The following is a 24,480-nucleotide window of genomic DNA, read 5'->3' on the forward strand; positions in this document are numbered from 1 at the left end:
GAACCCAAACAAGCTAATCATGACCGAACCTAAACAACGATTGTTATCTCTTGATTTTTTCAGGGGATTAACCGTAGCCGCAATGATCTTAGTGAATAATCCGGGCAGCTGGGGGCATATTTACGCGCCTTTAGAGCATGCGGAATGGAATGGATGTACCCCCACCGATTTAATTTTCCCATTTTTCTTGTGGATTGTTGGTGTATCCATTGCATTTGCCATGAGCAGCAGCAAAACAGATCCACCTTCACATCAAAAAACAATCATAAAAGCCATTAAACGTGGCATTATACTTTATTTACTCGGTTTCTTTTTGGCCATTTTCGGAAAAATTATCAGTACCATAATAGATGACAGATCAATTTGGGAGGCTTTTCAAACGGTTCGTCTTTTAGGCGTTTTACAAAGAATAGGCATTGTTTTTATCATTAGCAGTATCATTTTCATCAAAGTATCGAACAAAACCATATTCAAAATCTTAATCGTAATCCTTGCCCTTTATTGGGCCTTAATGACATTTATTCCTGTACCGGGAGTAGGCTATCCCAACCTGGAAAAAGAAACGAATTTAGCTGCCTGGATCGACCGCGGAATTTTAACCGAAGCACATACCTGGGCTTCATCCAAAACCTGGGATCCGGAAGGGGTTTTGAGCACATTACCAGCAGTAGGAACCTGCTTATTTGGCATTCTGGTTGGCGTTTGGATGCGCAGAAAAGATGTCGACAATGCAACTAAGGTGGCCTGGTTATTTACTACAGGTGTAACCGCTGTTATTTTAGGTTTACTTTGGGATTTACAGTTTCCGATCAACAAAGCCCTTTGGACAAGTTCTTACGTACTTTATGCGGGTGGATTGGCGTCGATAGGAATGGCACTTTGTTACTGGATCATCGATGTTCAGGGTTACAAAAAATTCACCACTCCTTTTGTTGTTTATGGTGTAAATGCCATAACAGTCTTTTTCTTAGCAGGCCTAATGCCGCGGATATTAAACCTGATCCAGATTACCAAACCTGATGGTACAAAAACAGGATTATTGGTGCGCTTTTATGAAACTTGTTACACTCCGTTTTTTAGCCCCATAAATGCTTCCTTAGTTTGGGCCATAACCTATGTACTCGGTTTTTATGTGTTATTATATTTTATGTATAAAAAGAACATTATTATTAAGGTTTAGTAAATTTACGCTATAATTGATTGTCCCCCTCTGCAATTGAAAAAGAAAACCACCATATACGATATAGCCAAGGAGCTTGATATTACTGTATCAACAGTTTCAAGGGCACTTAGTGGCTTTCCGGCAATAAGTGACGCCACCAGAAAGGCTGTTGTTGAAATGGCTAAAAAATTAAACTATAGCCCGAATAAACTCGCCTCTGCATTAAAATCTGGCAAAACCCATATTATTGGTGTAATTGTACCAAGTGTACAGGCACACTTCTTCGCATCTATCATCCATTGTATAGAAGACGGACTCAAAGACAGCGGCTACCGTGTTATTATTTACCAATCTAACGAATCTGTAGAGAACGAAATAAACGGCGTAAGAACCTTACTAGAGGCACAGGTAGATGGTATTATGGCCTCCATGTCTTTAGAAACAAAAGATGTTTCGCACTTTGCCGAAATTATTAAGCAAAATAAACCACTTATTTTATTCGACCGGGTAGATCTGGAGCTAAAAGTCCCTACCATTACACTTGATGATTTTAAGGCAGGTTATATCGCTACGAAACATTTAATCGATCAGGGTTATAAAAAAATTGCATTTGTAACCACCGTTCATCAGATTAAAATATTTAACGATCGCTTAGAAGGATACAAAGCAGCCTTAGCAGACCATAACCTTCCGCTAATGGAAGAACATATTATTTTTGGCGGTTTATCCATTAAAGACGGTCGGTTTGGCGCTGGCAGGTTAATGCGCAGCAGAAACAAGCCTGATGCTATTATTGCGGGTGACGATTTTACCGCCTTAGGTGTAATTAAAAAGCTTAAAGAGATTGATGAAACACCCCCTGAAGTTGGTGTAATTGGTTTCGCCAATGAAGCTTTCTCCGCTTACATTACACCTAACCTATCAACAATTGATCAGCATGCGTCACAAATGGGCAAAGAATGTGCTAAAATGTTTCTGAAAATGATTAATCAGGAGAGCCCATACGCCAACATGGAGCATATCGTGCTCGATCCTGCTGTTGTAGAAAGAGAATCAACCAATAAGAAAGATAAATAGCGCTTATTATTCTTTCGCTAAAGGAACTTCGATACCAACAGGACCACTCGGTTCACTTTCATTTTTTAGTCGGTCTAGCGCAGTTACAAGGTAGCTATACCGCTTTCCACTTTCTACACTGGTATCAATATATGAAAGATAATCTTCAAAGCTTATTTTAACAATGTTCTTAGGATCGAGTACCGAAATTTTTTCTCCTTCACTAAAGCGGTAAATTACAAATCCTGAGGCCGTTTCTCCATCTTTTGCCTTTAAGGGAAGTTGCCATTTTAAATGCACACCATCTTTTAGTGCATCAGCTGTTAATGCCTGGGGCTCGTTTGGCGGCACTTCATCCAGCCATGGCATTTGCGGTGGCAAAGCAGGGTACTTATAAAAATCATTCTTTAAGGAGTCGCCCACAGCTTTAGCAACTGTACTTAATGATTTAGAACTAAAAAACACGCTCCCTTGAATTCGGTTGTTATTTCTTATGTATCTAATCTGATTTGGTATTTCACTTAAGTTTTTCCATGCTGCTTCTGCCCTCGAATTTACCAGATAAGCACCCTGTCCGATATAAACATGCCTACCAAAGGTATTATTGCTCCACCAGTCGACCAAAATACCATAGGGAGCAACTCTTCTGGTAAACGTAAAATAAATTTGAGGGTTGATGTAATCTACCCAGCCTTCTCTAACCCATTTACGGCTATCGGCAAAAAGTTCTGCATAATTGGATAGGCCACTGGTAGCAGAACCTTCGGGATCTTCATTTTTATTTTTCCAGATACCAAAAGGACTAATACCAAATTTTACCCATTTTTTATAGTGGTGAATACTATCATCCAGCTGCTTGATGAGCAGATCGACGTTGTTGCGCCTCCAGTCTTTTATATCTGAAAAATTATTCGGGTATTTGTAAAAAGTATTACCATCGTTAATCGTTTGCCCCTCTACTTTATAAGGGTAAAAATAATCGTCGAAGTGAATTCCATCAATATCGTATCCTTTTACTACATCTAAAATTACCTGAACAATATATTCCCTTACATCTGGAATACCCGGGTCAAACTGCTTTTTGCCACCATAGGTAAAAAACCAATCAGGGTGTTTACGATAAGCATGGTTTTCGCTTAAAACAGCGGTACTGCTCATACTTGCCCTATAAGGATTAAACCAGGCATGAAGTTCCATTCCCCTGAAATGGGCTTCTTTAATGGCAAAGGCCAAAGGGTCGTAACCAGGTGCAGGTGCTAAACCTTGTTTACCCATTAACCATTGGCTCCAGGGCTCTCTGGATTTTGCGTAAAACGCATCGGCTGCTGGTCTAACCTGCAAAATAATTGCATTCATCCCTTGACTTTTATGTCTTTCTAAAATACCGATCAGCTCCTGCTTTTGTTGATCGATGCTTAAACCTGGCTTCGATGGCCAGTCTATATTGGTAACAGTAGCCACCCAAACACCCCTAAACTCCCTTTTTGGTGCAATTTTTGATAAAGGTTGTGCATTTAATATATAAGGTACTACAGTTAAAGATAAAAGTGCGTATAGGAAGTTTTTAAGCATTATTTCTGTCTTATTTTTTTATTCAGGTTGTGTGTTTGTGTTGATTTGAATACAAATGAACATTAGCAAGTAAACGATTTTTTTTAAAAACTCTTATAAGTTTTTAAAAAATTTAATTTGCGCCCTGCTAAAATTAATTGTGTACACCCATTTACCTATGGAGAACAAAAGTATATTAATTTACAGAAGATACAGCGTTATTAAAAATGGAACCACAAAAGATTAATAAGGGTGATAGAAACAAAATTTACTTCCTGGTCATCGTTATTGCAGCTTTAATTGGCACAAATGCTTACTTGTTTTTTAAAGATCGACAGCAAAGTGAAAGATTTGTTACAGTTAGCACAGAGAAGGATAAACTGCGGCTCGAGGTAGAAAAGATTGAGGTTGAGCTGGATAAGGTTAATGCATTGAACCTGGATTTAAACGAGAAACTTGTTGAAGAGCAGAAACTTGCCCGGGTAAAAATTGAAGAACTTAAAGCGGCTTTAGAAAAAAACCAGATTACCCAAAGCGAACTCGACAAAGCCAATGTACAAATAAACGAGCTGAAGACATTTGTTAAGAACTACAATGATCAGATTATTCAGCTGCAGAAAGACAATATCTTTCTAAAAAACAGTCGTGATAGTTTACAGAATACACTAAGAAACATCAGCAGTAAGGCATCGAACTTAGAGAGCGAAAACGCTAATCTAAATGCGAAAGTTAAAACTGCTGCGGTATTAAAGCTTCAATCTGCCGAAATTATCGCTTTCAGAACGAAATCAAGTGGTAAAAAAGTTGAAGTAACCAAATCATCTACCGCCGAAAAGTTAAGCGTGCGCTTTAATGTTGTGCCTAACCAATTAGCAGAAAAAGGACATCATAACATTTATCTCCGGGTATTCGATCCCGCTGGGAACCTGCTTGCAGACGAGGAAAACCATTTTGAGGCTGATGGGCAGGATATGCAGTTCAGCCATTCTATTTTTATTAACTACAATAACGATGACAGTACCTATGTTATCGACTGGGCAAATCCTAAACCATTTATAAAAGGCATATATACCGTTATTTTATATGCTGATGGTAATACCATGGGCAAGGCTCAAGTGGAGCTGAGATAAATCTCACCTCTGATTAACCAACCGCTACCTGTTTTAATTTAAGCTAAAGGAAAGTTCAGATAGAACGTTGTTCCTAAACCGCTTATTGAGGTAAACTTAATTGAACCTCCCGCATTTTCTACAGCCTGCTTAACAAAAGCTAAACCTAAACCTGTACCTGACGTTTTTGTAGTGAAGTTTGGTACAAATATTTTATCGTGCAGGGCTGGTGGGATGCCTTTTCCATTATCTTTTATTTCGATATATGCATTTTTTGCATCTACATATATAATGATGGTGATGCAGCATAAAGTTTCCTCATCAATAGCTTCTATTGCGTTTTTAAGCAGGTTGTTAAATGTTCTCAAAAGCTGATCGTGATCGGCCATGATTTCGATGTCCTTCTCACTTTTATCAATCACATCAATGGTTACATTTTCCGTGCTTTTAAATACTTCTCTCGCCTGGTCAATAATCGGAAGTAAAGAAAGGCGCTCCAGATTGGTATCGGGCATTTTGGCAAAATTAGAAAACTCAGAAGCAATTTTCGAAAGGCTATCAATCTGTTCTATAAACGATTTGCTAAATTTATTAAACTTCAGTTCGAAGTTTGGATCTTTTTCTTTCCACGATTTTTCTAACAGCTGAACACCTAATTTTAAAGGCGTTAACGGATTCTTGATTTCGTGGGCAACCTGTTTCGCCATTTCGCGCCAGGCACTCTCCCGTTCCGATCTGGCGAGCTTAATCGCACTATCTTCTAAGGCCGCAATCATGTGGTTATACTCCTTAATTAAAGAGCCGATCTCATCATGCCTACGCCATACGATGGGCTCGTTCTTTTGCCCGATTTTCGTTTTACTAATACTTTCCTGAATAAAAGTTAAGGGACTGGTAATCTGATTGGCCAAAAATACAGCCAATACGCCAATAGCCACAAATACCAGGGCGTAAAGATTAATCAGGTTACTTACAAAAAGTGCCAGTTTATCTGTATATTCTTCTTCGGTAGAGTAATTTGGCAGGCCGATATAGGCAATTGTTTTATTTTGTGCATTCCTGATGGGGGCATATGCTGCAGCGTAGGTTAAGTTGCCTATCTTTTCTTCAGCATTAATAAATTCTGATCGATGTAAGCCTCCTAAAGAAGCAAAGGCTGATGGACCCATCTTTTTACCAATAATTTTATAGTTATAGAGTTTTGGATAAGTGGTCATGATCAGGTTACCACTTAGATCGTATAGGTTCAGATCCGCATTATTGATATCTGCAAAATTGTTAAAATCTGCTGCCGCATTCTCGTCGTTTGCAATAATACCATTACTAAAAATCTGCTTTTCAAAATTCTGTTGAACCTTCCTTATCTTATCTTTTAATATGGTATCCTGCTGCCCACGGTACTCATTGTTCATATAATAGTAAGTTCCCCAACCTACAATAACCAGCGTTGCCACAACTGCCAACACTATAGATACCTGGATTCTGGTTTTGTACAAAATTTTATTGGCATTGATCATTAAAGATCTATTGATACTAAACCAGCCCACCTTATCATCATCGAGATTTTTGATTAGCCATATTAAACCATAAAGCAACAAAGAGAAGATGATAAATATCAGGAAGAAAAACGATAGCGCAGCTAAACGTTCTACATAATCTACCTTCTCTTTACTGATTACAACCATTTTGCTATCAGTAGGCTTATAAATTAAATGGCTGTAACGAAGTTTATCATCATTACTGGTTATAAAATCATCCTTTTTACCTTTAAATATGCTTCCATCTAAAGGGTAAGTATAATTTCCAGATTGATTAAGCAATTTATTATTGCTGTACAAGGCAATGGAATAACCCTTAAAATCTTCATCTTTGATCATTTTTTGATCCCCTAAGAGATCGGGTAGGCGATTGTTATAATTATACGGCTTCGAGCGGAGTTCGATAATAAGCGTGCCTAATAAACTGCCACTATCTACAACCGAAATGATACCAAAGTAATCCTGATAACCAAATGTATTGTTAACCTGATAAAAAAAGTTAGATCCATCAATTTTAACAGAGCCTGCCTCAACCAGGTTTTTATATTTATCAATCGGTGGTGTATCAGAATTTTCTATCGCAGCACCCAATCTATCATATGGATAGATCTGATAATCGTAGCGGTTTAAATAGCCATCTAAATAATCTTTGATATGATTTTTGAGCACCGAGTAACTGCCTTTTCGGTTTTGAGTAAAATAGCTTGTCAGAAAATTATCTTTAACAATTTCATTCCCCAAAGTACCTAAAGCAATAATGGCATTCGGATCTTCTGACGATTGCACTTTCCTGGCCAAGGGCTCGCGCAAACTTCTTTCCTTAATATCTTTATACTTGGTGTATTTAATAGAGGTATTAAAGGCCAGGCAGAAAAATACGATGGCAAACATGCCGATTGAGAAGTTTTTTCCTTTTAAATAAACAGCCCGTGCCACGATAAATAATACAAGGGCAAAAACGATAAAAAAGGCATTAAAATCTACCGCTAGCTTGTAGATAAAAACACCTGCAAAGCCAATTAAGAAAATAATGACCCGCTCTTTATTGGTAACATTTAATTGACTGCTTACTGTTGCTGAAACAGCCGTTATCAGGTAAATCTGAAACCAGGCCAGACATAAAATCACAATACCTACCCAACTGGTACCGCTAAGCTTAAGGATATTAACGATATCGAAATTAATTTTTGAGTTAAAAATCAACCCGAAGAAAATATCATCGGTATCCCAAACTATCCGCCCTATCAACACCATCAAGCCAGCCTGAATAACAACTCCAATTATTTTGCTCCGCTTAATCCATCCCGGAAACTTATATTGTTCCTTATGGTTGTACATAAACAAGAGCAACCAGGTTAGTGCAATTACATTTAACAGAAAATCGCCAAGCGAAGGCATCAGAAAATTATCGGCATATATCCTCGGATCAAATAGATCTAAAGTAAACCTGTGGTTAAACCAACCATAATATAAATCTGTTAACCGAAATGCCAGGAAGAAAAACAACAATAAAAAAGTACCCCAGGCAATATGGCCACGCCGGGCAATAAACGAACTCAAAGAGTTAAAAAACATGCAAATGCACAACATACCGGCAACAAACAACCATAATTGCGTACCCGAATAATGAGTTTCCGCATACCCTGGCTTAACCTTAAGTCCGAATAAAAACTTATTATCCAGGCTTTTTATTACATATACATCCTTATCGGTAAAAGATGCAAATGTTAATATTTTGGTATTTGATAAAATTGGATCGATATCATTTTTAAAATACTTTGTTTCTTTAAAAGGATATTGAGATTGAATGGTGATTAAGAAAATAAGGCTAAAATCGCCCTGGGTACTTTTAATCACCTCATACCAGCCGTTATAAAAAAACAACACCGAACTACCCTCTTTTATTGTAGTTGGATCTATTTCTGATATTTTGTAGGTACTCCAGAATTTAAGCTGATTGTTTTGGTAGGTTAATAAATTTATACCACTCTTTTTGCGATAGTTATCGATAAAATCTATTGCATTATTAGGATCGAGATGAAATTGTTTGGCTTTGGCAACCTGTTTTTTATCAGTCAGAAAACTTTGAACAGATCTTTCTTTGATTAAAAGGTTGTGCTGAATCTCTTGTGCATCGTGCTCGAGGAGCTCATTTTTGGTTGTAAACCTGCTTAACGAAATAGAAGTTGCAATGAGGCAACAGCCCAAAACAAGCAATAGAAATCTTATTTTTATACCAAAGCTCATTTTCATCTACGGATAAAGATATTAAATATTGATAAAAAACAACGCCATAAACAACTGAGTTTATGGCGGTGGCAAAATATTCTATTTTGAATAAATTAAGCTATGGCAGCACTACTTGTTTGTACTTCGCGGCTTACCTTTTTAACCAATCCCTGTAAAACATTGCCTGGGCCAACTTCTACAAATTCAGTTGCACCATCGGCTAACATGTTCCCTACTGTTTGTGTCCAACGTACAGCACCCGTTAATTGTTTAATTAAATTGCCTTTAATTTCAGTTGGATCTGTATATGGCTTTGCATCAACATTTTGGTAAACCGGACAAATTGGTGCAGAAATATGAGTGGCCTCAATAGCTGCCTGTAATTCAATTTTTGCAGGTTCCATTAAAGGAGAATGGAATGCACCGCCAACATTTAGTTTTAAAGCTCTTTTAGCGCCTGCTTCTGTTAGTTTAGCACAAGCTAGGTCAATCCCTTCTATACTGCCCGAAATTACCAATTGCCCTGGGCAGTTATAATTTGCAGGAACTACCACAGCATCAATTTCTGCACAGATTTTTTCAACTACATCATCAGCTAAACCTAAAATAGCGGCCATGGTTGATGGTTGTGCTTCACATGCTTTTTGCATGGCATTTGCACGGGCAATAACCAGTTTTAATCCATCTTCAAAACTTAGTGCATTTGCGGCAACTAATGCCGAAAATTCGCCTAAGGAATGGCCTGCAACCATGTCTGGTTTAAAATCATCGCCCAACACTTTGGCTAAAATAACCGAGTGCAAAAAGATTGCCGGTTGGGTTACATTGGTTTGTTTAAGCTCCTCATCTGTTCCGCTAAACATAATATCGCTAATGCGGAAACCGATAATTTCATTGGCCTGTTCAAATAATGCTGCAGCTTTTGGGTGCTCATAAAGATCTTTACCCATACCTACAAACTGTGCTCCCTGTCCGGGAAAAATATATGCTTTCATTATAATTAGTTTGGCGTATCGCGTTTATCGGCCAGCGTTTTTATCTATTGCCCTATCTTGATACCTATTACTTTCTACTTGATACTTGTTCTTAACTCCTGATACTATTTACTTGACACAAACTAGTCTAAACTTGCGGTAATTAACCTTAAAAATTCGGCTCTTGTTTTATCGTTACTTAAAAAAGTTCCGGTAAAGGCAGATGTTGTGGTTACCGAATTTTGCTTTTGCACGCCACGCATAGACATGCATAAGTGCCTGCATTCCATTACTACTGCAACGCCCATTGGGTTAAGGGTATTTTGAATACAATCTCTGATTTCGTTCGTTAAACGTTCCTGTACCTGTAAACGACGAGCAAAAGCATCAACTACGCGTGGGATTTTACTTAAACCAACAATGTGTCCGTTAGGAATATAAGCAATATGTGCTTTACCGAAGAATGGTAGCATATGGTGTTCGCACATCGAATACACTTCAATATCCTTAACCACAACCATTTGGCTATAATCTTCTTCAAACATTGCGCCCTTCAGAATCTCATCAGGTTTTAAATCGTAACCATGTGTTAAATATTGCAGCGCTTTAGCCACGCGCTCCGGTGTTTTTAGTAAACCTTCGCGTTCTGGATTTTCGCCCAACTGGCCAAGAATATCTTTATAATGTGTAGCTACAGCTTCAATTTTATCTTCGTTGTAACGGTCTATTTTTACATAACCGTCTCTCGATTCGCCTTTCAATACGTCTTTATCGCTCATTAATTTAGGTTTTTAACCAAAGTATTCAACAAAATTATTTTCGGTCTCGTATATTTTTACGCAATGTAAAACTGCGCCGCTCTCTGCAATCGGCGCCCATAATTGTTTCCAGATTTCTATGGCCAGATTTTCTGTTGAAGCCAACTTGCCTTTCATAAAATCTACATCAAGATTCAAATTTTTATGATCAACCTTGTCTACCACATAATCATTCATTACGTCTTTCAGCCATTTTAAATCAACAAGAAAACCGGTTTCTGGATTAACTTCGCCTTTAACTGTAACATATAACCAATAGTTATGGCCATGCCAATTGGGGTTGGCACATTTACCATAAACTTCATTGTTTTTATCATCATCCCAATCGGTACGGGCCAATTTGTGCGCCGCATTGAAGGATGCTTTTCTCGTTATGTAAATCATTACTATAAAATAAAATGCAAATATACGGATAAAGGTTTAAGCTTAAAGACTAAAGACCAAAGCTTACACAAAACTTAAATGAAAACAATCTGCTAACTTTACGTTATGAAAACTTTAGTTGTTGCTGCTACAAAAGCCGAACTCACCTTCTTTTATCAACATTTTAATTTGCCGGATGGAGATTTTGTAGAGAGTAAAAATTTCGATCTGCTGATCACTGGTGTTGGAATGGTAGCAACAGCCTTTGCCCTGGGCAAACATCTTTCATCTAAATATAGCCTTGTGGTAAATTTCGGTATCGCTGGAAGCTTCGATCGGAATATAGCTTTAGGTACTGTATTAAATATTACCGAAGATACTTTTGCCGAACTGGGCGCCGAAAATGGAGACGAATTTTTAACCATAAGCGATTTGGGTTTTGGGGAAAACCATTACACCTCGAAAACACACAAAAGCGTTAACCTACCCGTAGCAAAAGGGATAACCATGAACTGTGTAACGGGGAGCGAAAAAAGTATTAAAAATCTAATCAAGAGGTTAAACCCAACTACCGAAAGCATGGAAGGTGCCGCGGTTTTCTATGCCAGTAAACAGTTAAACATCGATTGTTTACAGATTAGAAGTATATCTAATTATGTAGAGCCAAGAAATAAAGACAATTGGAAAATTGGCTTGGCTATTAAAAATTTAAACGATTGGGCCATTGCTTTTGTTGGAGAAATGAACTGATTATGACTGATTAGTTTACCGCAGTACTTAATTTTGATTTATGAACCCGACACAATTAAAATAATTATTTTAATTGTCAAAGGCTCCATCTAACAACTGAAAACAAAAAAATAAATAGATGAAACTTACACTTGGATTTTCTCCCTGCCCTAACGATACATTTATTTTCGATGCACTAATTCACCATAAAATTGACACTGAAGGGTTAGAATTTGAGGTTTCTTATGATGATGTAGAAACGTTAAACCAAAAGGCACTTAGAGGCGAATTAGATATTACCAAGTTAAGTTTCCATGCTTTTGCCTATGTTGCCAACCAGTATGCTTTACTCGACGCTGGGAGTGCCCTGGGTTTTGGTGTTGGGCCGTTATTAATCAGTAAGAATCATTTCGATGGAGAAAATGACGCTGAACTCCAAACGCCAGACTCCAAACTAAGAATTGGAATACCAGGAAAATATACCACCGCTAATTTCCTGCTGGGAATTGCTTATCCTCATTTACAAAATAAACAGGAGCTTGTTTTTTCTGAAATTGAATCGGCTTTACTTAGCGAGCAGATTGATTTAGGATTGATTATTCACGAAAACAGATTTACCTATCAGGATAAAGGTTTAACCAAAATTGTTGATTTAGGCGATTATTGGGAAAAACTAACTGGTTGTGCCATCCCATTGGGCGGCATCGTAATCAACCGTAATTTAGATCGCGAGGTACAATTAAAAGTAAACCGTTTAATCCGCCAGTCGGTGGAGTTTGCCTTCGCACATCCAAAATCGGGGATCGATTTTATCCGCCAGCATGCCCAGGCCATGGAAGAAAGCGTGATGTACAAACACATCGAATTATATGTGAATAAATACAGCATAAACCTTGGCGAAGAAGGCCGAAAAGCAGTTGATACCTTATTTAAACTTGCTCAAGAGCGGAATATAATCCCCGCTATTCAGGAGAATTTATATATCTAATTCATCGATCCGTCATCTCGACCGTAGCGGAGAGATCCATAAAAGATTTCTCTCCCGAAGGTTCGGGACTGCACTCCAGTCGAAATGACGATAAATCGGCATCATGATAGATCCTGAAACAAGTTCAGGAGGACGATTGGTCTAGTTAATTTAACTTACCAAAAGCTTATAGCCTTTTCCGTGCACGTTAATAATTTCTACTGTCGGATCTGCCCTGAGATACTTACGTAACTTACTCAAAAACACGTCCATGCTCCGTCCGTTAAAGTAATTATCATCATGCCAGATACTTAACAATGCCTCTTCGCGGGTTAAAACAGTATTTTTTTTCAAACACAATAAACGCAACAGCTCGGCTTCTTTGGTAGAAAGTTTTTGCTGATGATCGTTATCGGTAATAATCTGGGTTGTATAATCGAAATGATATTGACCGATAGAAAACTGTGTTTCGGCAGCCTCATCGTTGTTATCTGTTTTATTGGCCACACGCTTAAACATGGCATTAATCCGTAGTAAAAGCTCTTCTATACGGAAAGGTTTGGTAATATAATCATCACCACCTAAATCATAAGCAGCAGATTTATCTTCCAGCATGGTTTTAGCCGTTGCAAAAATAATGGGTACCTGTGTGTTTACCTTCCTAATGTCTTTACCCAAAGTAAAACCATCTTTTTTAGGCATCATCACATCCAGAATACATAAATCGAAGTTCTGCTTATTAAACGTTCTCAATCCATCCTCACCATCGGTGCATAATACTACATCAAACTTGCCTTTAAGCTGCAAATAGTCTTGTAACAATAAACCTAAATTTGGGTCGTCTTCTACCAGAAGTATTTTTTTCATTTTCTTGTTTTTATTCACATATGTAGCACTGGCTACACTGAAAGTTTGATTCTGAATATGCATAACGGTTTAATTTATGTTGTAGATTAAATTAATACTCCACTATATTAGCTAAATTAAACCTGTTCTATTTTAATGTATCGATAAAGCAAGTTTTTGTACCGATGTTTAACTGTTTATAAAGGTAAAGATATTTCGAACGTGGTTCCTCTATCTTTTTCGCTACTTACCTTAACGGTTCCATTCAATTTTTTTATTATATCCTGAACATAATTTAAACCTAAGCCAAAGCCTTTAACATCGTGTAAATTACCTGTTGGCACCCTATAAAACTGGTCGAAAATCCGTTTAGACTGCTCCTTGGTCATTCCAATGCCTTTATCTGCTATTTCGATAATTAAATTTTTACCTGTATTGCGGGTAGTAATGGTAATCTCTGGCGTATCGCTACTGTATTTATTTGCATTATCAATAAGGTTATAAATTACATTAGACAGGTGCAGCTCATCACCATATACAATGGCATGCTCTGCATCGGTATGTACATTGATAATGGCATTCCTTTTCTGTAACTGTAATTCCATGCTATCCAGCACAATCACAATCAAATCGTTCACATCTACTTCGGTGTTCTCCATTTTAAGCTCACCTTTTTCTAAGCGGGCAATACTTAAAACACGTTCGATATGATTACCTAAACGAACATTTTCATCATAAATAATCCCAGCCAGGCGCTTTAACCGGGCCTTATCTGCTGTAACCTCCGGATCTTTCAAAGCTTCACTCGCAATCATAATAGTAGCCACAGGGGTTTTAAATTCATGCGTCATGTTATTGATGAAATCTGTTTTCATCTCCGACAGTTTTTTCTGCTTTAAAATAGCATAAAGAGTATATGAGAAAATAAAAACAAGTACCAGTAACAGGCCGATGGATGAGGCGAGCGTTGCACTTAGGTTAGAAATAATTGCCGAATTTTTATTCGGAAAACTGACGAAAAGCATCCCGGGATCGCGAAAGATATCGTTTCCAAACAAAGGTGTTTTATAGGTATTTTCGGGCAAAAACTCTCCTTTAACGTTAGATGCCGTCATATAAATGGTCGAATCTTTTCTCGCTAGCGAAATCCGGTAAGAAGGTTCTAGTGTAATATTATTGGCAAGGAGTTCTTGCTTTAATAAAACGCCTAACGAATTAAAATTAATGCGTTTATAAATCGGCACATTGGTTTCCTGCAATTCTTTAGATACATCCTCAACTACACTCGATCGGGTATATGAAAAAGTATCTTTGCCCAATGCTGCAATTTTAAGCTCTAATTTTTTCCGCTCAATCTCATCTTCACGTTGAAATTTTTTCTGTAAATCGTTTGGGATCTTTGGAACATTTGCGAAACCTGGAGTACCATCTCTGGGATCAAAAACCAAATACCTTAATGTATCAGGCAAACTTTGCAGGCTTTTAAATTCGAATGCTTTTGGTGGCGCCGTAAAAGGCTTTGAGCGCATGCTATAACCTTTTAAAATAAGGCTCTTAATATCAATAATCGCATCCATCTGTAAATCCAGCTTGTCGCCGTTCTTCGAACTCAACGAAGTATATTCCCTTTCAGAAATTACATTGGGCGCCCGATAAGATACGCGGATAATACTATCTTGTTGGTTCAGGTAACTTTCGATCTGATTTTCCCTCTCGGCTTGCCGCAGCTCTGCCTCTTGTACATATTGTTGCCGTAAATCCTTAATGTCTAATGCCCGTTGCCTGGAGTCTTGTAACTGCTTCAGTTTATTTTCAGCATCTTTACGGTTTAAGTGATCGGCAACATTTCTACGTTGTAGTTTATTTACTACCGATGTTAGCGTTTGGTTTACCTGCTCATCAAAAAGCTGAGATTTTAGTTTATACGATTCCCTGATGTAATACAGCTGCATTACAAAAACACCAAGCAAAGCCACCGTCATTAAAACGGTAATTAACCAAAAACTCTTTTTCTTCATGAACTAGATTGGTTTTAAAATTAAAAAAACCGGGGCATAATCTTCTTAAATCTAAACAGATATCAAAAATACTGATTAGCTAAGCGAAGTGTTTGTTTTTAACATATTTTAACAGCGCTGAGAAGACTTCCGAAGTTTTTGGGAGCACGGGACCCGGTAAACTTCGAAAGTCTAAGCGATGGAAGAACTTCGGATTCTGAGGTGGGCCAAAAAAAATGCCGAGACTAAAGCCTCGGCATGGTTCAAAATTGTTTGCTTAAAAAAGATTCTTTATTTAGAAAGGCAAATCATCATCTTCACCTGGTGCATTGCTTACATCAACCGGAGCTGCATAAGCTGGTGTAGCTGCTGGAGCACCTGCTGCAACTGCATTTATACGCCAAATAACCAAACTGTTAAAATATGATGTTTTACCTGCTTTATCTGTCCAAGGGCGACCGCGTAAATTAAAGAAAACCTCAACCTCATCGCCTGCTTTAAATGTATCTAATAATGCAGTTTTATCTTGTAAAGCCTCAAAACGGATATATTCTGGGTATGTTGGATTTTCTGCGTATTCTATTATTAAATCACGCTTTTTAAACGTTTCACTTACTTGTTGTGTGGCACCTACTTCGTGTACTTTTCCTTTAATTTCCATATCTAATACTACTTAATGTACTATAAACATCAAATCTCTATAATTTTATTGATAACTTCGCATATATTATGATGCAAGTTTTCCACAATAAAAGCAAGGTAATTATTACCTGCAACAAGCGCCTTTCGCCTTATTTACAAGAAGAAGTTACGGCTTTAGGTTATACCATCGAGCGGTCTTTTGCTACGGGTGTTGAGCTCAATATCACGCTTACAGAGTGCATAAAGCTCAATTTGAACTTGCGCTGTGCCAGTCAGATTCTCTACGCCATAAAAAGTTTCAAGGCCATTACACCCGATGATTTATACAATGAAATTGCAGCCATTGAGTGGGAAGAACTGATCGATTTTTCGGGTTATTTCTCGGTAACCTCAAATGTTGATAACCCAAATATTACCACACCACTTTTCGCAAACTTAAAGGTAAAGGATGCAATTGTAGACCGTATGAAAGAGAAAAAAGGCATCCGCCCGAACTCTGGATCGGATGCAAATAAAACAGTAGTGCATTTATACTGGAAAGATGCAGATGCCGATGTTTTTATGGATACCTCAGGCGAAACCCTCGCCAAACACGGTTACCGTAAAATACCTGGCAAGGCCCCCATGTTAGAAGCTTTGGCCGCGGGGGTTATTTTAGCAAGCAACTGGGATAAAAAATCGCCATTTATTAACCCAATGTGCGGTTCAGGAACATTAGCTATCGAAGCAGCACTGATTGCAACCAACCGTGCCCCAGGATTATACCGCATGAATTATGGTTTTATGCACATCTTAGGTTATAATGAAGAAGATTTTTTCGCTGAGCGTAGAATTTTAAAAGATCAGGTAATTAAAAATGTTGACCTTAAAATAGTAGCTTCCGATCTTTCGGAAGATGCAGTTGAAGTAACCCGGAGAAATGCTAAAACTGCTGGTGTTGATACTTTAATCGAATTCGAAGTTTGCGATTTTGAGTTAACAACAGTTCCTGAAGATGGCAAAGGTGTTGTTGTTTTTAACCCTGAGTATGGTGAGCGTTTAGGGGTGCACAGCAAGTTAGAATTGACCTATAAACGTATGGGCGATTTTATGAAAACAAAATGCAAGGGCTATTCTGGATATATTTTCACCGGAAATCCTGATCTTGCAAAGAAAATTGGATTAAAAGCTGCTAAAAAAGTTGAATTTTATAATGGTAAATTAGACTGTCGTTTACTAGAGTATGAATTATATGATGGCTCTCGCAGAGCACCGTTAATTGAGGCCTAGTCTTTTTCATTGAAAATTAATATATTACGCTCTCTTACGTACCATAACGTAGAAAATTTTGAAGAATATGGAATTTGATGACATGGACCATATGCCCGAATGGGAGCATTTTAGCCGATTTGGCCGAGATGATGAGGATGAAGAAAATCTATCAAGTGTTGATGCAGAAAAGGTCAGACTAAAAGTGACCAGGGCTAAAAGCCTTTACAACCAGGCAAGAGCCGTATATAAATATGCCGCCCTGTTCTGCGAAACACTGGAAGGAGAGATGGCCGAAATGACCGCTAACTTAATTATGCAGAATGCCCTCATGTTATGCCCTAAAATTGTTGGGGCAGAAGGTGCAGATATGTATATTTTAAGAATGGAAAATGCCTCTATTATCCGAACCAATTGCCGTGAATTAGAAACCCAGGTGAGAGCAGCAGATATGTTCGAAATCTGCACTCCAGAATATAAAGACATTGTTTTAGACGAAATTGAAAAATTTCGTCTACTCTTTATCGAATGGGTTAAATATTTCGAAAAAGACGAATTTGAAGATGACTGGGGGCTATATTAACCCTTAAATAATTAATTTTTCTGCGTTTTCTTACCGCCCACCTTTTCTCTCGTTGATTTGAGCTGCATAACGCAATAATGTTCTAAATGTATCCTATCGCTCCTTCCACCTAAAGCACAACCAATACAAGAACCTGATTATCAACCAAAAACAAAACACTTAAACATTTAGGTTATTTTTTTGTTGTAACAATTAGTTCATTAATCCGTTTCGCGTAATTCCCAATAGTGCTAAAATTAATACTTTTAAAAACTGTTGCGGTTAAAGTTTCGTACATAATGAAATAAACATTAAAAAAATTTATCCCTTTTTTATGGAAGATGTATTGGCTTTAAAGACAAAGAACGTTGCCGGCAATATTAGAAAAATTAGAGAATACAGAGACTATACTCAGGATTATCTGGCGGCGAAATTGAAAATATCTCAAAATGCCTACAGCAAAATTGAGCTCGGTTATAGTAAATTAACTATCGATCGTTTGTTCCAAATTGCTGCAATTTTGGAGGTTGAAGTATCTCATTTATTAACCCTTAACCACAATGATTTAATTAAAATTATTGCTGATGATGAGAACAGGACAGCAGCGGCGAGTTAATACCCAGGCGCTGTTGATATCATTTCTTTTACCCTGCAAATAATTCCAATACCTTTGGAACAAATTTAGAACGATGCAGGCTACCATTCAAAAAACTATCGATTTTGTTCAGAAAACACTAGCCAATGCCGAGGCAGGGCACGATTGGTTCCATATTGAGCGTGTTTTTAAAACCGCTCAAACCATTAATCAACAAGAAAATGGCGACGAACTTGTAGTCGCCTTTGCCGCATTGTTGCATGATATTGCTGATCCTAAATTTAATAATGGTGATGAAGAACTGGGACCGAACATGGCTGCTTCATTTTTAGCATCGATAGCTGTTGATGCTGAGGTTATTGCCCATGTTAAACTGATTATCCAGAACATGTCGTTCAAAAATAGTTTTGATGGCACAGGTTTCACCTCAAAAGAAATGCAAATTGTACAGGATGCAGATCGTTTAGACGCCATCGGAGCCATTGGTATTGCAAGAGCATTTACTTATGGTGGATTCAAAAACAGGGTACTTTACGATCCGGCTATTTTACCCGAAGAACACCTCACTAAAGAAAGTTATAAAAATACCACCGCGCCTACCATTAACCATTTTTACGAAAAACTGCTGTTGTTGAAAGACATGATGAATACTGAAGCAGGGATAGCAATAGCCGTAGAAAGACACAATTTTATGCTTCTATACCTGGAGCACTTTTATAAAGAGTGGGATGGGAAATAATCAGCAATAAGCCATAAAAATACCTAATAGTAAGTATTCCGAAACCACGCATTAGGGCTTAACTTTACAAAAATTAATCCTCATGCATCCTTATAAACTAAAATACCATAAAAATAGTGTTTTGTTAATCGCGATGGTTGGCATTCCTGTGTTCTTCATTTCCTTAATGCTGTATTCTCTTTTTAGTTTACCTTCATCGCTTTCCGAAACGTCCACTTTGATATTTGTTTCGCTATCAATTATTTTAATGGCACTTCTTTTATTATGGATTACCAAAACGCAGATTTTTGTACATAGTAAAATTTTAATCAGTGAAAAAGGTATAAGTTTTAAATTAAAAAGTACTTCTTTCTTATACCGGAGAACCGAGTTTTTTTCTGGATGGGAAAATGTAACCAGCGTAACCGAAATGTTCGATAACCACAATGGAGGTTACTTTTATCAAATTGCATTTAAAGACCCGGATTTCGTGGCCAACTTTAGTCCACTTAAAAACCACGAAGTAGAGGCCGACCGCTTCTTTTCTGAACTGCAATATTATCAGGAAAGTTATAATATTGCACATCAACTGCCAATAAGCAGAAAGCTTAACCCTTCGAACAGTTTTTAGTTAACATTATTATTCCAAAATAGAATAGGTTAGATAAATCTATTTACTAATATTTTTAGTTATTAAACTATCTTTGTTAGTAAATATATCCCTATGTTTGATCGAATCCGTGAAAAATTAAATATTCTTGCTGACGCCGCTAAATATGATGTTTCTTGTTCATCAAGCGGCGGCACGAGAAAAAATACCAATAAAGGCCTTGGCGATAGCCATACATCCGGCATTTGCCATACCTACACTGAAGATGGCCGATGTGTTTCGCTTTTAAAAATCCTCCTGACTAACCATTGCATCTACGATTGTTTGTTCTGCGTTTCGCGGAAAAGCAACGATGTAAAACGTGCAGCCTTTACCGTAGATGAGGTGGTAGAACTGACCATGAATTTTTATCGCCGCAACTATATTGAAGGCCTGTTTTTAAGCTCGGGGATTTTCAAAAATGCCGATTTTACCATGGAACGGCTGTTGCTAGTGGTTAAAAAACTCCGCTTGGAACAGAACTACAACGGCTATATCCATTTAAAAACCATTCCAGGTGCCAGCGATGAACTGATTAAAGAAGCTGGCTTATATGCTGATCGGATGAGTATTAATTTAGAAATGCCAACTGAAGCCGGCTTGAAGCTTTTGGCTCCCGAGAAAAACCACGAGGAAGTAATTAAACCTTTAGCTTTTGTGCAACAGCAGATTAACCAGTTTACTGCCGATAAAAAACTGATCAAACATGTACCAACATTTGTACCTGCGGGACAAAGCACACAGATGGTTATTGGCGCCACACCCGAGAGCGACAAAGATATTATGTACACCGCGAATACCTTTTACAAAAACTTTTCTCTGAAAAGAGTTTATTATTCGGGTTATGTACCCATTAGCAACGACACCAGGATGCCTGTAATTGGTACACAGCCACCATTGCTGAGAGAAAACAGGTTGTATCAAACCGATTGGTTAATGCGGTTTTACGGCTTTAAAGTGCAGGAAATTTTAAACGATGCCAACCAGAACCTTGATATTGATATCGATCCAAAATTAAGCTGGGCGATTAGAAATATGCAGCATTTCCCTGTGGATATTAATACGGCTGATTATAAAATGATTCTCCGGATACCGGGTATCGGTGTAATGTCGGCCCAAAAAATTGTACAGGCCAGAAAGTTCGGAAAACTCAGGATTGACCAGTTGAAAAAAATCGGTGTGGCTTATAACCGGGCCAAACACTTTATTGTTTGCCTGGATAGCCCCTATCAGCTGAAAGATTATCAGGGCACACAGATTAAGGCTTTTATTTTGGCCGAAAGCCAGAGCAAATATTTAAAAACAGATAGCAACCAGATGATTTTGTTTTAAAACCCCACGATCGTCATTCCCAACTTGATTGGGAATCTCAAAGCTACGGCATTAAGATTCCCGCCTTCGCGGGAATGACGGACTAAAATAAATCCCATGACCTACATTTTCGATGGCACTTTTCAAGGTTTATTAACCGCTGTTTTCGAATGGTTTGAACGTAAGCCGGGAAAAGTTGTGCTAAAATCTACTTCAATTTTTCAGCCTGAAGCTTTTGCAGAAAGTTTTACAATTAGCACCAGTGCAGAAAAAGCAGATCGGGTTTGGGCAGGGCTGCAAAAGAAACTCAAAAAGGATTGGCACCGCAAATACTATTGCACCTATTTATCAGAAATACCAGAGGCTTACAATCACCTCTTTCAGTTTACCATATATATTTTTCAAAATCAATTGGGTGCAGAAAGTAATTATGGCAATCCACATGTAATTGCACTGGCTAAATATGCCAAAAGCGTAGAAAGGGAAAAACACAGGATGGAAGCATTTATCCGTTTTCAAAAAACTGGCGATGGGATATTTTATGCCAATATAGATCCTGATTTTAATGTACTGCCTTTAATATCCAATCATTTTAAAAACCGTTATGCCGATCAGCCTTGGGTAATTTACGATTTAAAGCGCAAATATGGCTTACATTATAATTTAACAAGCGTTGAAGAAATTACGATCAGCTTTAGCAACGGTGCAGATAAGCAAAATCTTGCGCCAGTTTTAATGGACGAAAGTGAGGCATTGTACGCAACCCTTTGGAAAGATTATTTTAAAAGTGCCAACATTGTAGCGCGGAAAAACACCAAACTGCATTTGCAGCATGTACCTAAAAGATATTGGAAATATTTAACGGAGAAAGTTCCAATTTAGCGAACAAGAGTTAACAACTCCAATATCATATAGGTTGGTCGGTGGTCAACACTGAATATACATGCAATAAATCTGGCTAAAAAATCAAAACTTACTGCCATGCTGACACCCACATTCTAAATTAGCGTAAAAAGTTTGACAGTTTGGTGAAAATTTGTCCCGCTAAACCTCTTGGCATAAAAAGTGTTAATTGTAAGCTTAGTTAAAAACTCAAATCAAAATAAAAAAATAATAAAAGTTATGGCGTTAAACCTTAAACCAATTGCTGGCAGTTCGAACAGAGTAATAGTTGAACCGGCTGCGGCAGAAGAGAAAACTGCATCAGGTTTGTATATCCCTGATACTGCAAAAGAAAAACCATCTAAAGGAACTGTAGTTTCTGTTTCTGAAGAAGATGCTGAAGGTAAAAAAGCGAGTGTAAAAGTTGGCGATGTTGTAATTTATGGTAAATACGGTGGTACCGAATTCCCTTACGAAGGTAAAGATTACTTAATTATGCGCGAAACTGATATTTACGCTGTTGTTGGGTAAAAATTAATGATTGAATGACTGAATACCTCAAATGAGTGAATTCAGCATAAATCAACAAATAAAATAATAATGTTAGAATGAAAAAGCACAAACTCAATCATTCTCTCATACAATCATTCAAAATTTAAAAAATAATGTCAAAACAAGTAAAATATAACGTAGAAGCTCGTGATGCCCTGAAAAGAGGTGTTGATATTCTTGCAAATGCAGTAAAAGTAACTTTAGGTCCAAAAGGACGTAACGTAATTATTGATAAAAAATTCGGTTCACCTGCAATCACTAAAGATGGTGTTACAGTTGCAAAAGAAATCGAATTGAAAGATGCCGTTGAGAACATGGGTGCTCAAATGGTTAAAGAAGTAGCTTCAAAAACAGCTGATATTGCTGGTGATGGTACTACTACTGCAACTGTATTGGCTCAGGCAATTATTACTACAGGTATTAAAAACGTTGCTGCTGGTGCAAACCCAATGGATTTAAAACGTGGTATTGACAAAGCGGTTGCTGCTGTTGTAGAAAACTTAAAATCTCAATCACAAGCAGTTGGTGATGATAACAATAAAATTAAGCAAGTTGCCTCTATCTCGGCTAACAATGACGAAGTTATCGGTTCGTTAATTGCTGAGGCAATGAGCAAAGTTGGTAAAGATGGTGTAATTACGGTTGAAGAAGCAAAGGGTACCGAAACTGAAGTTAAAACAGTTGAAGGTATGCAATTTGACAGGGGTTATTTATCTCCATACTTTGTTACCAATGCAGATAAAATGGAAGCTGAATTAGAAAATCCTTACATTTTAATCTATGACAAAAAAATCAGTAACATGAAAGAATTGTTACCGGTTTTAGAAAAAACTGTTCAAACTGGCAAACCATTGGTTATCATTTCTGAAGATTTAGATGGCGAAGCTTTAGCAACATTGGTAGTTAACAAAATCCGTGGTTCGTTAAAAGTTGTTGCTGTTAAAGCTCCAGGTTTTGGTGATAGAAGAAAAGCAATGTTAGAAGACATCGCAATCTTAACCGGTGGTATTGTAGTATCAGAAGAAAGAGGTTACAAATTAGAAAATGCTGATTTAACTTATTTAGGTTCTGCTGAGAAAGTTGTTGTTGATAAAGACAATACAACTGTAATTAACGGTGCTGGTAACTCAGATGATATTAAATCGCGTGTTAGCCAAATTAAATCTCAGATCGAAACGACTACATCTGATTACGATAAAGAAAAATTACAAGAGCGTTTGGCTAAATTAGCTGGCGGTGTTGCCGTTCTTTATGTAGGTGCAGCCAGTGAGGTTGAAATGAAAGAGAAAAAAGACCGTGTTGATGATGCTTTACATGCAACCCGTGCGGCTGTAGAAGAAGGTATCGTTGCTGGTGGTGGTGTTGCTTTTATCCGTGCAGTTGAAGCTTTAGCGGATTTAAAAGGTGCTAATGAAGATGAAAACACTGGTATCCAGATCATCCGTCGTGCTATCGAAGAGCCATTACGTCAGATTTGCGAAAACGCAGGTATTGAAGGTTCTATCGTAGTTCAAAAAGTTAAAGAAGGTAAAGCTGATTTCGGTTACAATGCACGTACTGATGTTTACGAAAACTTAATTGGTGCTGGTGTTATCGATCCAACTAAAGTAAGCCGTGTAGCGTTAGAAAATGCAGCGTCTATTGCAGCGATGTTATTAACTACTGAAGTTGTTTTAGCAGACGAACCTGAAGAAGGTGGTGCTCCAATGCCTCCAATGGGCGGCGGTGGCATGGGTGGTATGATGTAATACCATTCATAGCGAAACTATTTCGTGTAAAAATACACCCTCAAGGTATAAGGCCTTGGGGGTTTTTTTATGCTCTATTATAGCAAAAACGAAACTTTGCCTAAGCTATAACCCATTCATTTAGTTAATGTTGGTGTAAAATTCTATGATTGTCATGCAAAAATTACGTTCTTTGCAGCGAATATTTATTGACGCGTCTTAGGTCGAATACTCATTTCTGAGATTGGATTAAAG

General features: G+C 37.7%; 22 protein-coding genes. 14 read left to right on the top strand and 8 right to left on the bottom strand.

Annotated features, from left to right (window positions below; translation table 11 throughout):
• The first annotated feature begins 19 nt into the window (after positions 1-19).
• Positions 20-1,180 (top strand): acyltransferase family protein, encoded by a 1,161-nt coding sequence (locus tag AC1DNH_RS11995; protein WP_477582285.1) that lies wholly within the window; start codon positions 20-22, stop codon positions 1,178-1,180.
• 36 nt (positions 1,181-1,216) lie between these two features.
• Positions 1,217-2,239: a LacI family DNA-binding transcriptional regulator gene (locus AC1DNH_RS12000; RefSeq protein WP_029274203.1), complete on the top strand. Its 1,023-nt coding sequence runs from the start codon at positions 1,217-1,219 to the stop codon at positions 2,237-2,239.
• A 6-nt stretch (positions 2,240-2,245) separates the two neighbouring features.
• Here AC1DNH_RS12000 and AC1DNH_RS12005 read toward each other — a convergent pair whose 3' ends face one another.
• Positions 2,246-3,790 (bottom strand): glycoside hydrolase family 10-like protein, encoded by a 1,545-nt coding sequence (locus AC1DNH_RS12005; protein WP_477582288.1) that lies wholly within the window; start codon positions 3,788-3,790, stop codon positions 2,246-2,248.
• A 206-nt stretch (positions 3,791-3,996) separates the two neighbouring features.
• Here AC1DNH_RS12005 and AC1DNH_RS12010 point away from each other — a divergent pair, with 206 nt between their 5' ends.
• Complete coding sequence (locus tag AC1DNH_RS12010; RefSeq protein WP_477625401.1) at positions 3,997-4,899, top strand: hypothetical protein; 903 nt, start codon at positions 3,997-3,999, stop codon at positions 4,897-4,899.
• 38 nt (positions 4,900-4,937) lie between these two features.
• Here AC1DNH_RS12010 and AC1DNH_RS12015 read toward each other — a convergent pair whose 3' ends face one another.
• The 4 genes from AC1DNH_RS12015 to AC1DNH_RS12030 form a co-directional block, all read right to left on the bottom strand.
• Positions 4,938-8,669, bottom strand: coding sequence for a sensor histidine kinase (locus tag AC1DNH_RS12015; protein ID WP_477625402.1), 3,732 nt, complete (start codon positions 8,667-8,669; stop codon positions 4,938-4,940).
• Between the two features lie 89 nt (positions 8,670-8,758).
• Positions 8,759-9,640, bottom strand: a complete 882-nt coding sequence (fabD, locus tag AC1DNH_RS12020; protein WP_477580462.1) for an ACP S-malonyltransferase — start codon at positions 9,638-9,640, stop codon at positions 8,759-8,761.
• Positions 9,641-9,762: 122 nt separating this feature from the next.
• Positions 9,763-10,398 carry a GTP cyclohydrolase I FolE gene (gene folE, locus AC1DNH_RS12025; protein WP_029274208.1) on the bottom strand — a complete coding sequence of 212 codons (636 nt, stop codon included), beginning with the start codon at positions 10,396-10,398 and terminating at the stop codon, positions 9,763-9,765.
• Positions 10,399-10,410: 12 nt separating this feature from the next.
• Positions 10,411-10,821 carry a 6-pyruvoyl trahydropterin synthase family protein gene (locus tag AC1DNH_RS12030; protein ID WP_029274209.1) on the bottom strand — a complete coding sequence of 137 codons (411 nt, stop codon included), beginning with the start codon at positions 10,819-10,821 and terminating at the stop codon, positions 10,411-10,413.
• Between the two features lie 105 nt (positions 10,822-10,926).
• Here AC1DNH_RS12030 and mqnB point away from each other — a divergent pair, with 105 nt between their 5' ends.
• Positions 10,927-11,550 carry a futalosine hydrolase gene (gene mqnB, locus AC1DNH_RS12035; RefSeq protein WP_477611538.1) on the top strand — a complete coding sequence of 208 codons (624 nt, stop codon included), beginning with the start codon at positions 10,927-10,929 and terminating at the stop codon, positions 11,548-11,550.
• A gap of 118 nt (positions 11,551-11,668) precedes the next feature.
• Complete coding sequence (locus AC1DNH_RS12040) at positions 11,669-12,517, top strand: menaquinone biosynthesis family protein (RefSeq protein WP_477625403.1); 849 nt, start codon at positions 11,669-11,671, stop codon at positions 12,515-12,517.
• A 150-nt stretch (positions 12,518-12,667) separates the two neighbouring features.
• Here AC1DNH_RS12040 and AC1DNH_RS12045 read toward each other — a convergent pair whose 3' ends face one another.
• The 3 genes from AC1DNH_RS12045 to AC1DNH_RS12055 form a co-directional block, all read right to left on the bottom strand.
• Positions 12,668-13,363 carry a response regulator transcription factor gene (locus AC1DNH_RS12045; RefSeq protein ID WP_029274212.1) on the bottom strand — a complete coding sequence of 232 codons (696 nt, stop codon included), beginning with the start codon at positions 13,361-13,363 and terminating at the stop codon, positions 12,668-12,670.
• A gap of 176 nt (positions 13,364-13,539) precedes the next feature.
• Positions 13,540-15,360 carry a sensor histidine kinase gene (locus tag AC1DNH_RS12050; protein ID WP_477580455.1) on the bottom strand — a complete coding sequence of 607 codons (1,821 nt, stop codon included), beginning with the start codon at positions 15,358-15,360 and terminating at the stop codon, positions 13,540-13,542.
• 274 nt (positions 15,361-15,634) lie between these two features.
• The gene (locus AC1DNH_RS12055; protein WP_029274214.1) at positions 15,635-16,000 is read right to left on the bottom strand and encodes a DUF3127 domain-containing protein; all 366 of its coding nucleotides are present in this window, start codon (positions 15,998-16,000) and stop codon (positions 15,635-15,637) included.
• A 71-nt stretch (positions 16,001-16,071) separates the two neighbouring features.
• Between AC1DNH_RS12055 and AC1DNH_RS12060 the strand changes: the two genes are divergently transcribed.
• The 9 genes from AC1DNH_RS12060 (at position 16,072) to groL (ending at position 24,246) form a co-directional block, all read left to right on the top strand.
• Positions 16,072-17,250 carry a THUMP domain-containing class I SAM-dependent RNA methyltransferase gene (locus AC1DNH_RS12060; RefSeq protein WP_477609398.1) on the top strand — a complete coding sequence of 393 codons (1,179 nt, stop codon included), beginning with the start codon at positions 16,072-16,074 and terminating at the stop codon, positions 17,248-17,250.
• Positions 17,251-17,317: 67 nt separating this feature from the next.
• Entirely contained in the window at positions 17,318-17,812 is a 495-nt protein-coding gene (locus AC1DNH_RS12065; protein WP_057933225.1) for a hypothetical protein, read from the top strand.
• 313 nt (positions 17,813-18,125) lie between these two features.
• Complete coding sequence (locus AC1DNH_RS12070; RefSeq protein ID WP_029274217.1) at positions 18,126-18,407, top strand: helix-turn-helix domain-containing protein; 282 nt, start codon at positions 18,126-18,128, stop codon at positions 18,405-18,407.
• A gap of 73 nt (positions 18,408-18,480) precedes the next feature.
• A complete protein-coding gene (locus tag AC1DNH_RS12075) occupies positions 18,481-19,125 on the top strand; it encodes an HD domain-containing protein (RefSeq protein WP_477584887.1) in 645 nt (214 codons plus the stop codon).
• 82 nt (positions 19,126-19,207) lie between these two features.
• Positions 19,208-19,735 carry a hypothetical protein gene (locus AC1DNH_RS12080; protein WP_477584888.1) on the top strand — a complete coding sequence of 176 codons (528 nt, stop codon included), beginning with the start codon at positions 19,208-19,210 and terminating at the stop codon, positions 19,733-19,735.
• A 93-nt stretch (positions 19,736-19,828) separates the two neighbouring features.
• Positions 19,829-21,085 (top strand): putative DNA modification/repair radical SAM protein, encoded by a 1,257-nt coding sequence (locus tag AC1DNH_RS12085; RefSeq protein WP_477584889.1) that lies wholly within the window; start codon positions 19,829-19,831, stop codon positions 21,083-21,085.
• A gap of 96 nt (positions 21,086-21,181) precedes the next feature.
• Positions 21,182-21,946 (top strand): TIGR03915 family putative DNA repair protein, encoded by a 765-nt coding sequence (locus tag AC1DNH_RS12090; RefSeq protein WP_477609286.1) that lies wholly within the window; start codon positions 21,182-21,184, stop codon positions 21,944-21,946.
• Positions 21,947-22,186: 240 nt separating this feature from the next.
• On the top strand, positions 22,187-22,477 hold the full coding sequence (locus AC1DNH_RS12095; protein WP_010599229.1) for a co-chaperone GroES: 291 nt from the start codon (positions 22,187-22,189) through the stop codon (positions 22,475-22,477).
• A gap of 134 nt (positions 22,478-22,611) precedes the next feature.
• The gene (gene groL, locus AC1DNH_RS12100) at positions 22,612-24,246 is read left to right on the top strand and encodes a chaperonin GroEL (protein WP_477580735.1); all 1,635 of its coding nucleotides are present in this window, start codon (positions 22,612-22,614) and stop codon (positions 24,244-24,246) included.
• Positions 24,247-24,480: the final 234 nt, after the last annotated feature.

The organism is Pedobacter sp. 01N310, assembly GCF_056399805.1.

Bases quoted from the DNA above. Each gene is read 5' to 3' on its own strand.
- AC1DNH_RS11995 (WP_477582285.1), top strand. From the start codon at position 20: ATGACCGAACCTAAACAACGATTGTTATCTCTTGATTTTTTCAGGGGA.
- AC1DNH_RS12005 (WP_477582288.1), bottom strand. From the start codon at position 3,790: ATGCTTAAAAACTTCCTATACGCACTTTTATCTTTAACTGTAGTACCT.
- AC1DNH_RS12010 (WP_477625401.1), top strand. From the start codon at position 3,997: ATGGAACCACAAAAGATTAATAAGGGTGATAGAAACAAAATTTACTTC.
- AC1DNH_RS12015 (WP_477625402.1), bottom strand. From the start codon at position 8,669: ATGAAAATGAGCTTTGGTATAAAAATAAGATTTCTATTGCTTGTTTTG.
- fabD (WP_477580462.1), bottom strand. From the start codon at position 9,640: ATGAAAGCATATATTTTTCCCGGACAGGGAGCACAGTTTGTAGGTATG.
- folE (WP_029274208.1), bottom strand. From the start codon at position 10,398: ATGAGCGATAAAGACGTATTGAAAGGCGAATCGAGAGACGGTTATGTA.
- AC1DNH_RS12030 (WP_029274209.1), bottom strand. From the start codon at position 10,821: ATGATTTACATAACGAGAAAAGCATCCTTCAATGCGGCGCACAAATTG.
- mqnB (WP_477611538.1), top strand. From the start codon at position 10,927: ATGAAAACTTTAGTTGTTGCTGCTACAAAAGCCGAACTCACCTTCTTT.
- AC1DNH_RS12040 (WP_477625403.1), top strand. From the start codon at position 11,669: ATGAAACTTACACTTGGATTTTCTCCCTGCCCTAACGATACATTTATT.
- AC1DNH_RS12045 (WP_029274212.1), bottom strand. From the start codon at position 13,363: ATGAAAAAAATACTTCTGGTAGAAGACGACCCAAATTTAGGTTTATTG.
- AC1DNH_RS12050 (WP_477580455.1), bottom strand. From the start codon at position 15,360: ATGAAGAAAAAGAGTTTTTGGTTAATTACCGTTTTAATGACGGTGGCT.
- AC1DNH_RS12055 (WP_029274214.1), bottom strand. From the start codon at position 16,000: ATGGAAATTAAAGGAAAAGTACACGAAGTAGGTGCCACACAACAAGTA.
- AC1DNH_RS12060 (WP_477609398.1), top strand. From the start codon at position 16,072: ATGCAAGTTTTCCACAATAAAAGCAAGGTAATTATTACCTGCAACAAG.
- AC1DNH_RS12065 (WP_057933225.1), top strand. From the start codon at position 17,318: ATGGAATTTGATGACATGGACCATATGCCCGAATGGGAGCATTTTAGC.
- AC1DNH_RS12070 (WP_029274217.1), top strand. From the start codon at position 18,126: ATGGAAGATGTATTGGCTTTAAAGACAAAGAACGTTGCCGGCAATATT.
- AC1DNH_RS12075 (WP_477584887.1), top strand. From the start codon at position 18,481: ATGCAGGCTACCATTCAAAAAACTATCGATTTTGTTCAGAAAACACTA.
- AC1DNH_RS12080 (WP_477584888.1), top strand. From the start codon at position 19,208: ATGCATCCTTATAAACTAAAATACCATAAAAATAGTGTTTTGTTAATC.
- AC1DNH_RS12085 (WP_477584889.1), top strand. From the start codon at position 19,829: ATGTTTGATCGAATCCGTGAAAAATTAAATATTCTTGCTGACGCCGCT.
- AC1DNH_RS12090 (WP_477609286.1), top strand. From the start codon at position 21,182: ATGACCTACATTTTCGATGGCACTTTTCAAGGTTTATTAACCGCTGTT.
- AC1DNH_RS12095 (WP_010599229.1), top strand. From the start codon at position 22,187: ATGGCGTTAAACCTTAAACCAATTGCTGGCAGTTCGAACAGAGTAATA.
- groL (WP_477580735.1), top strand. From the start codon at position 22,612: ATGTCAAAACAAGTAAAATATAACGTAGAAGCTCGTGATGCCCTGAAA.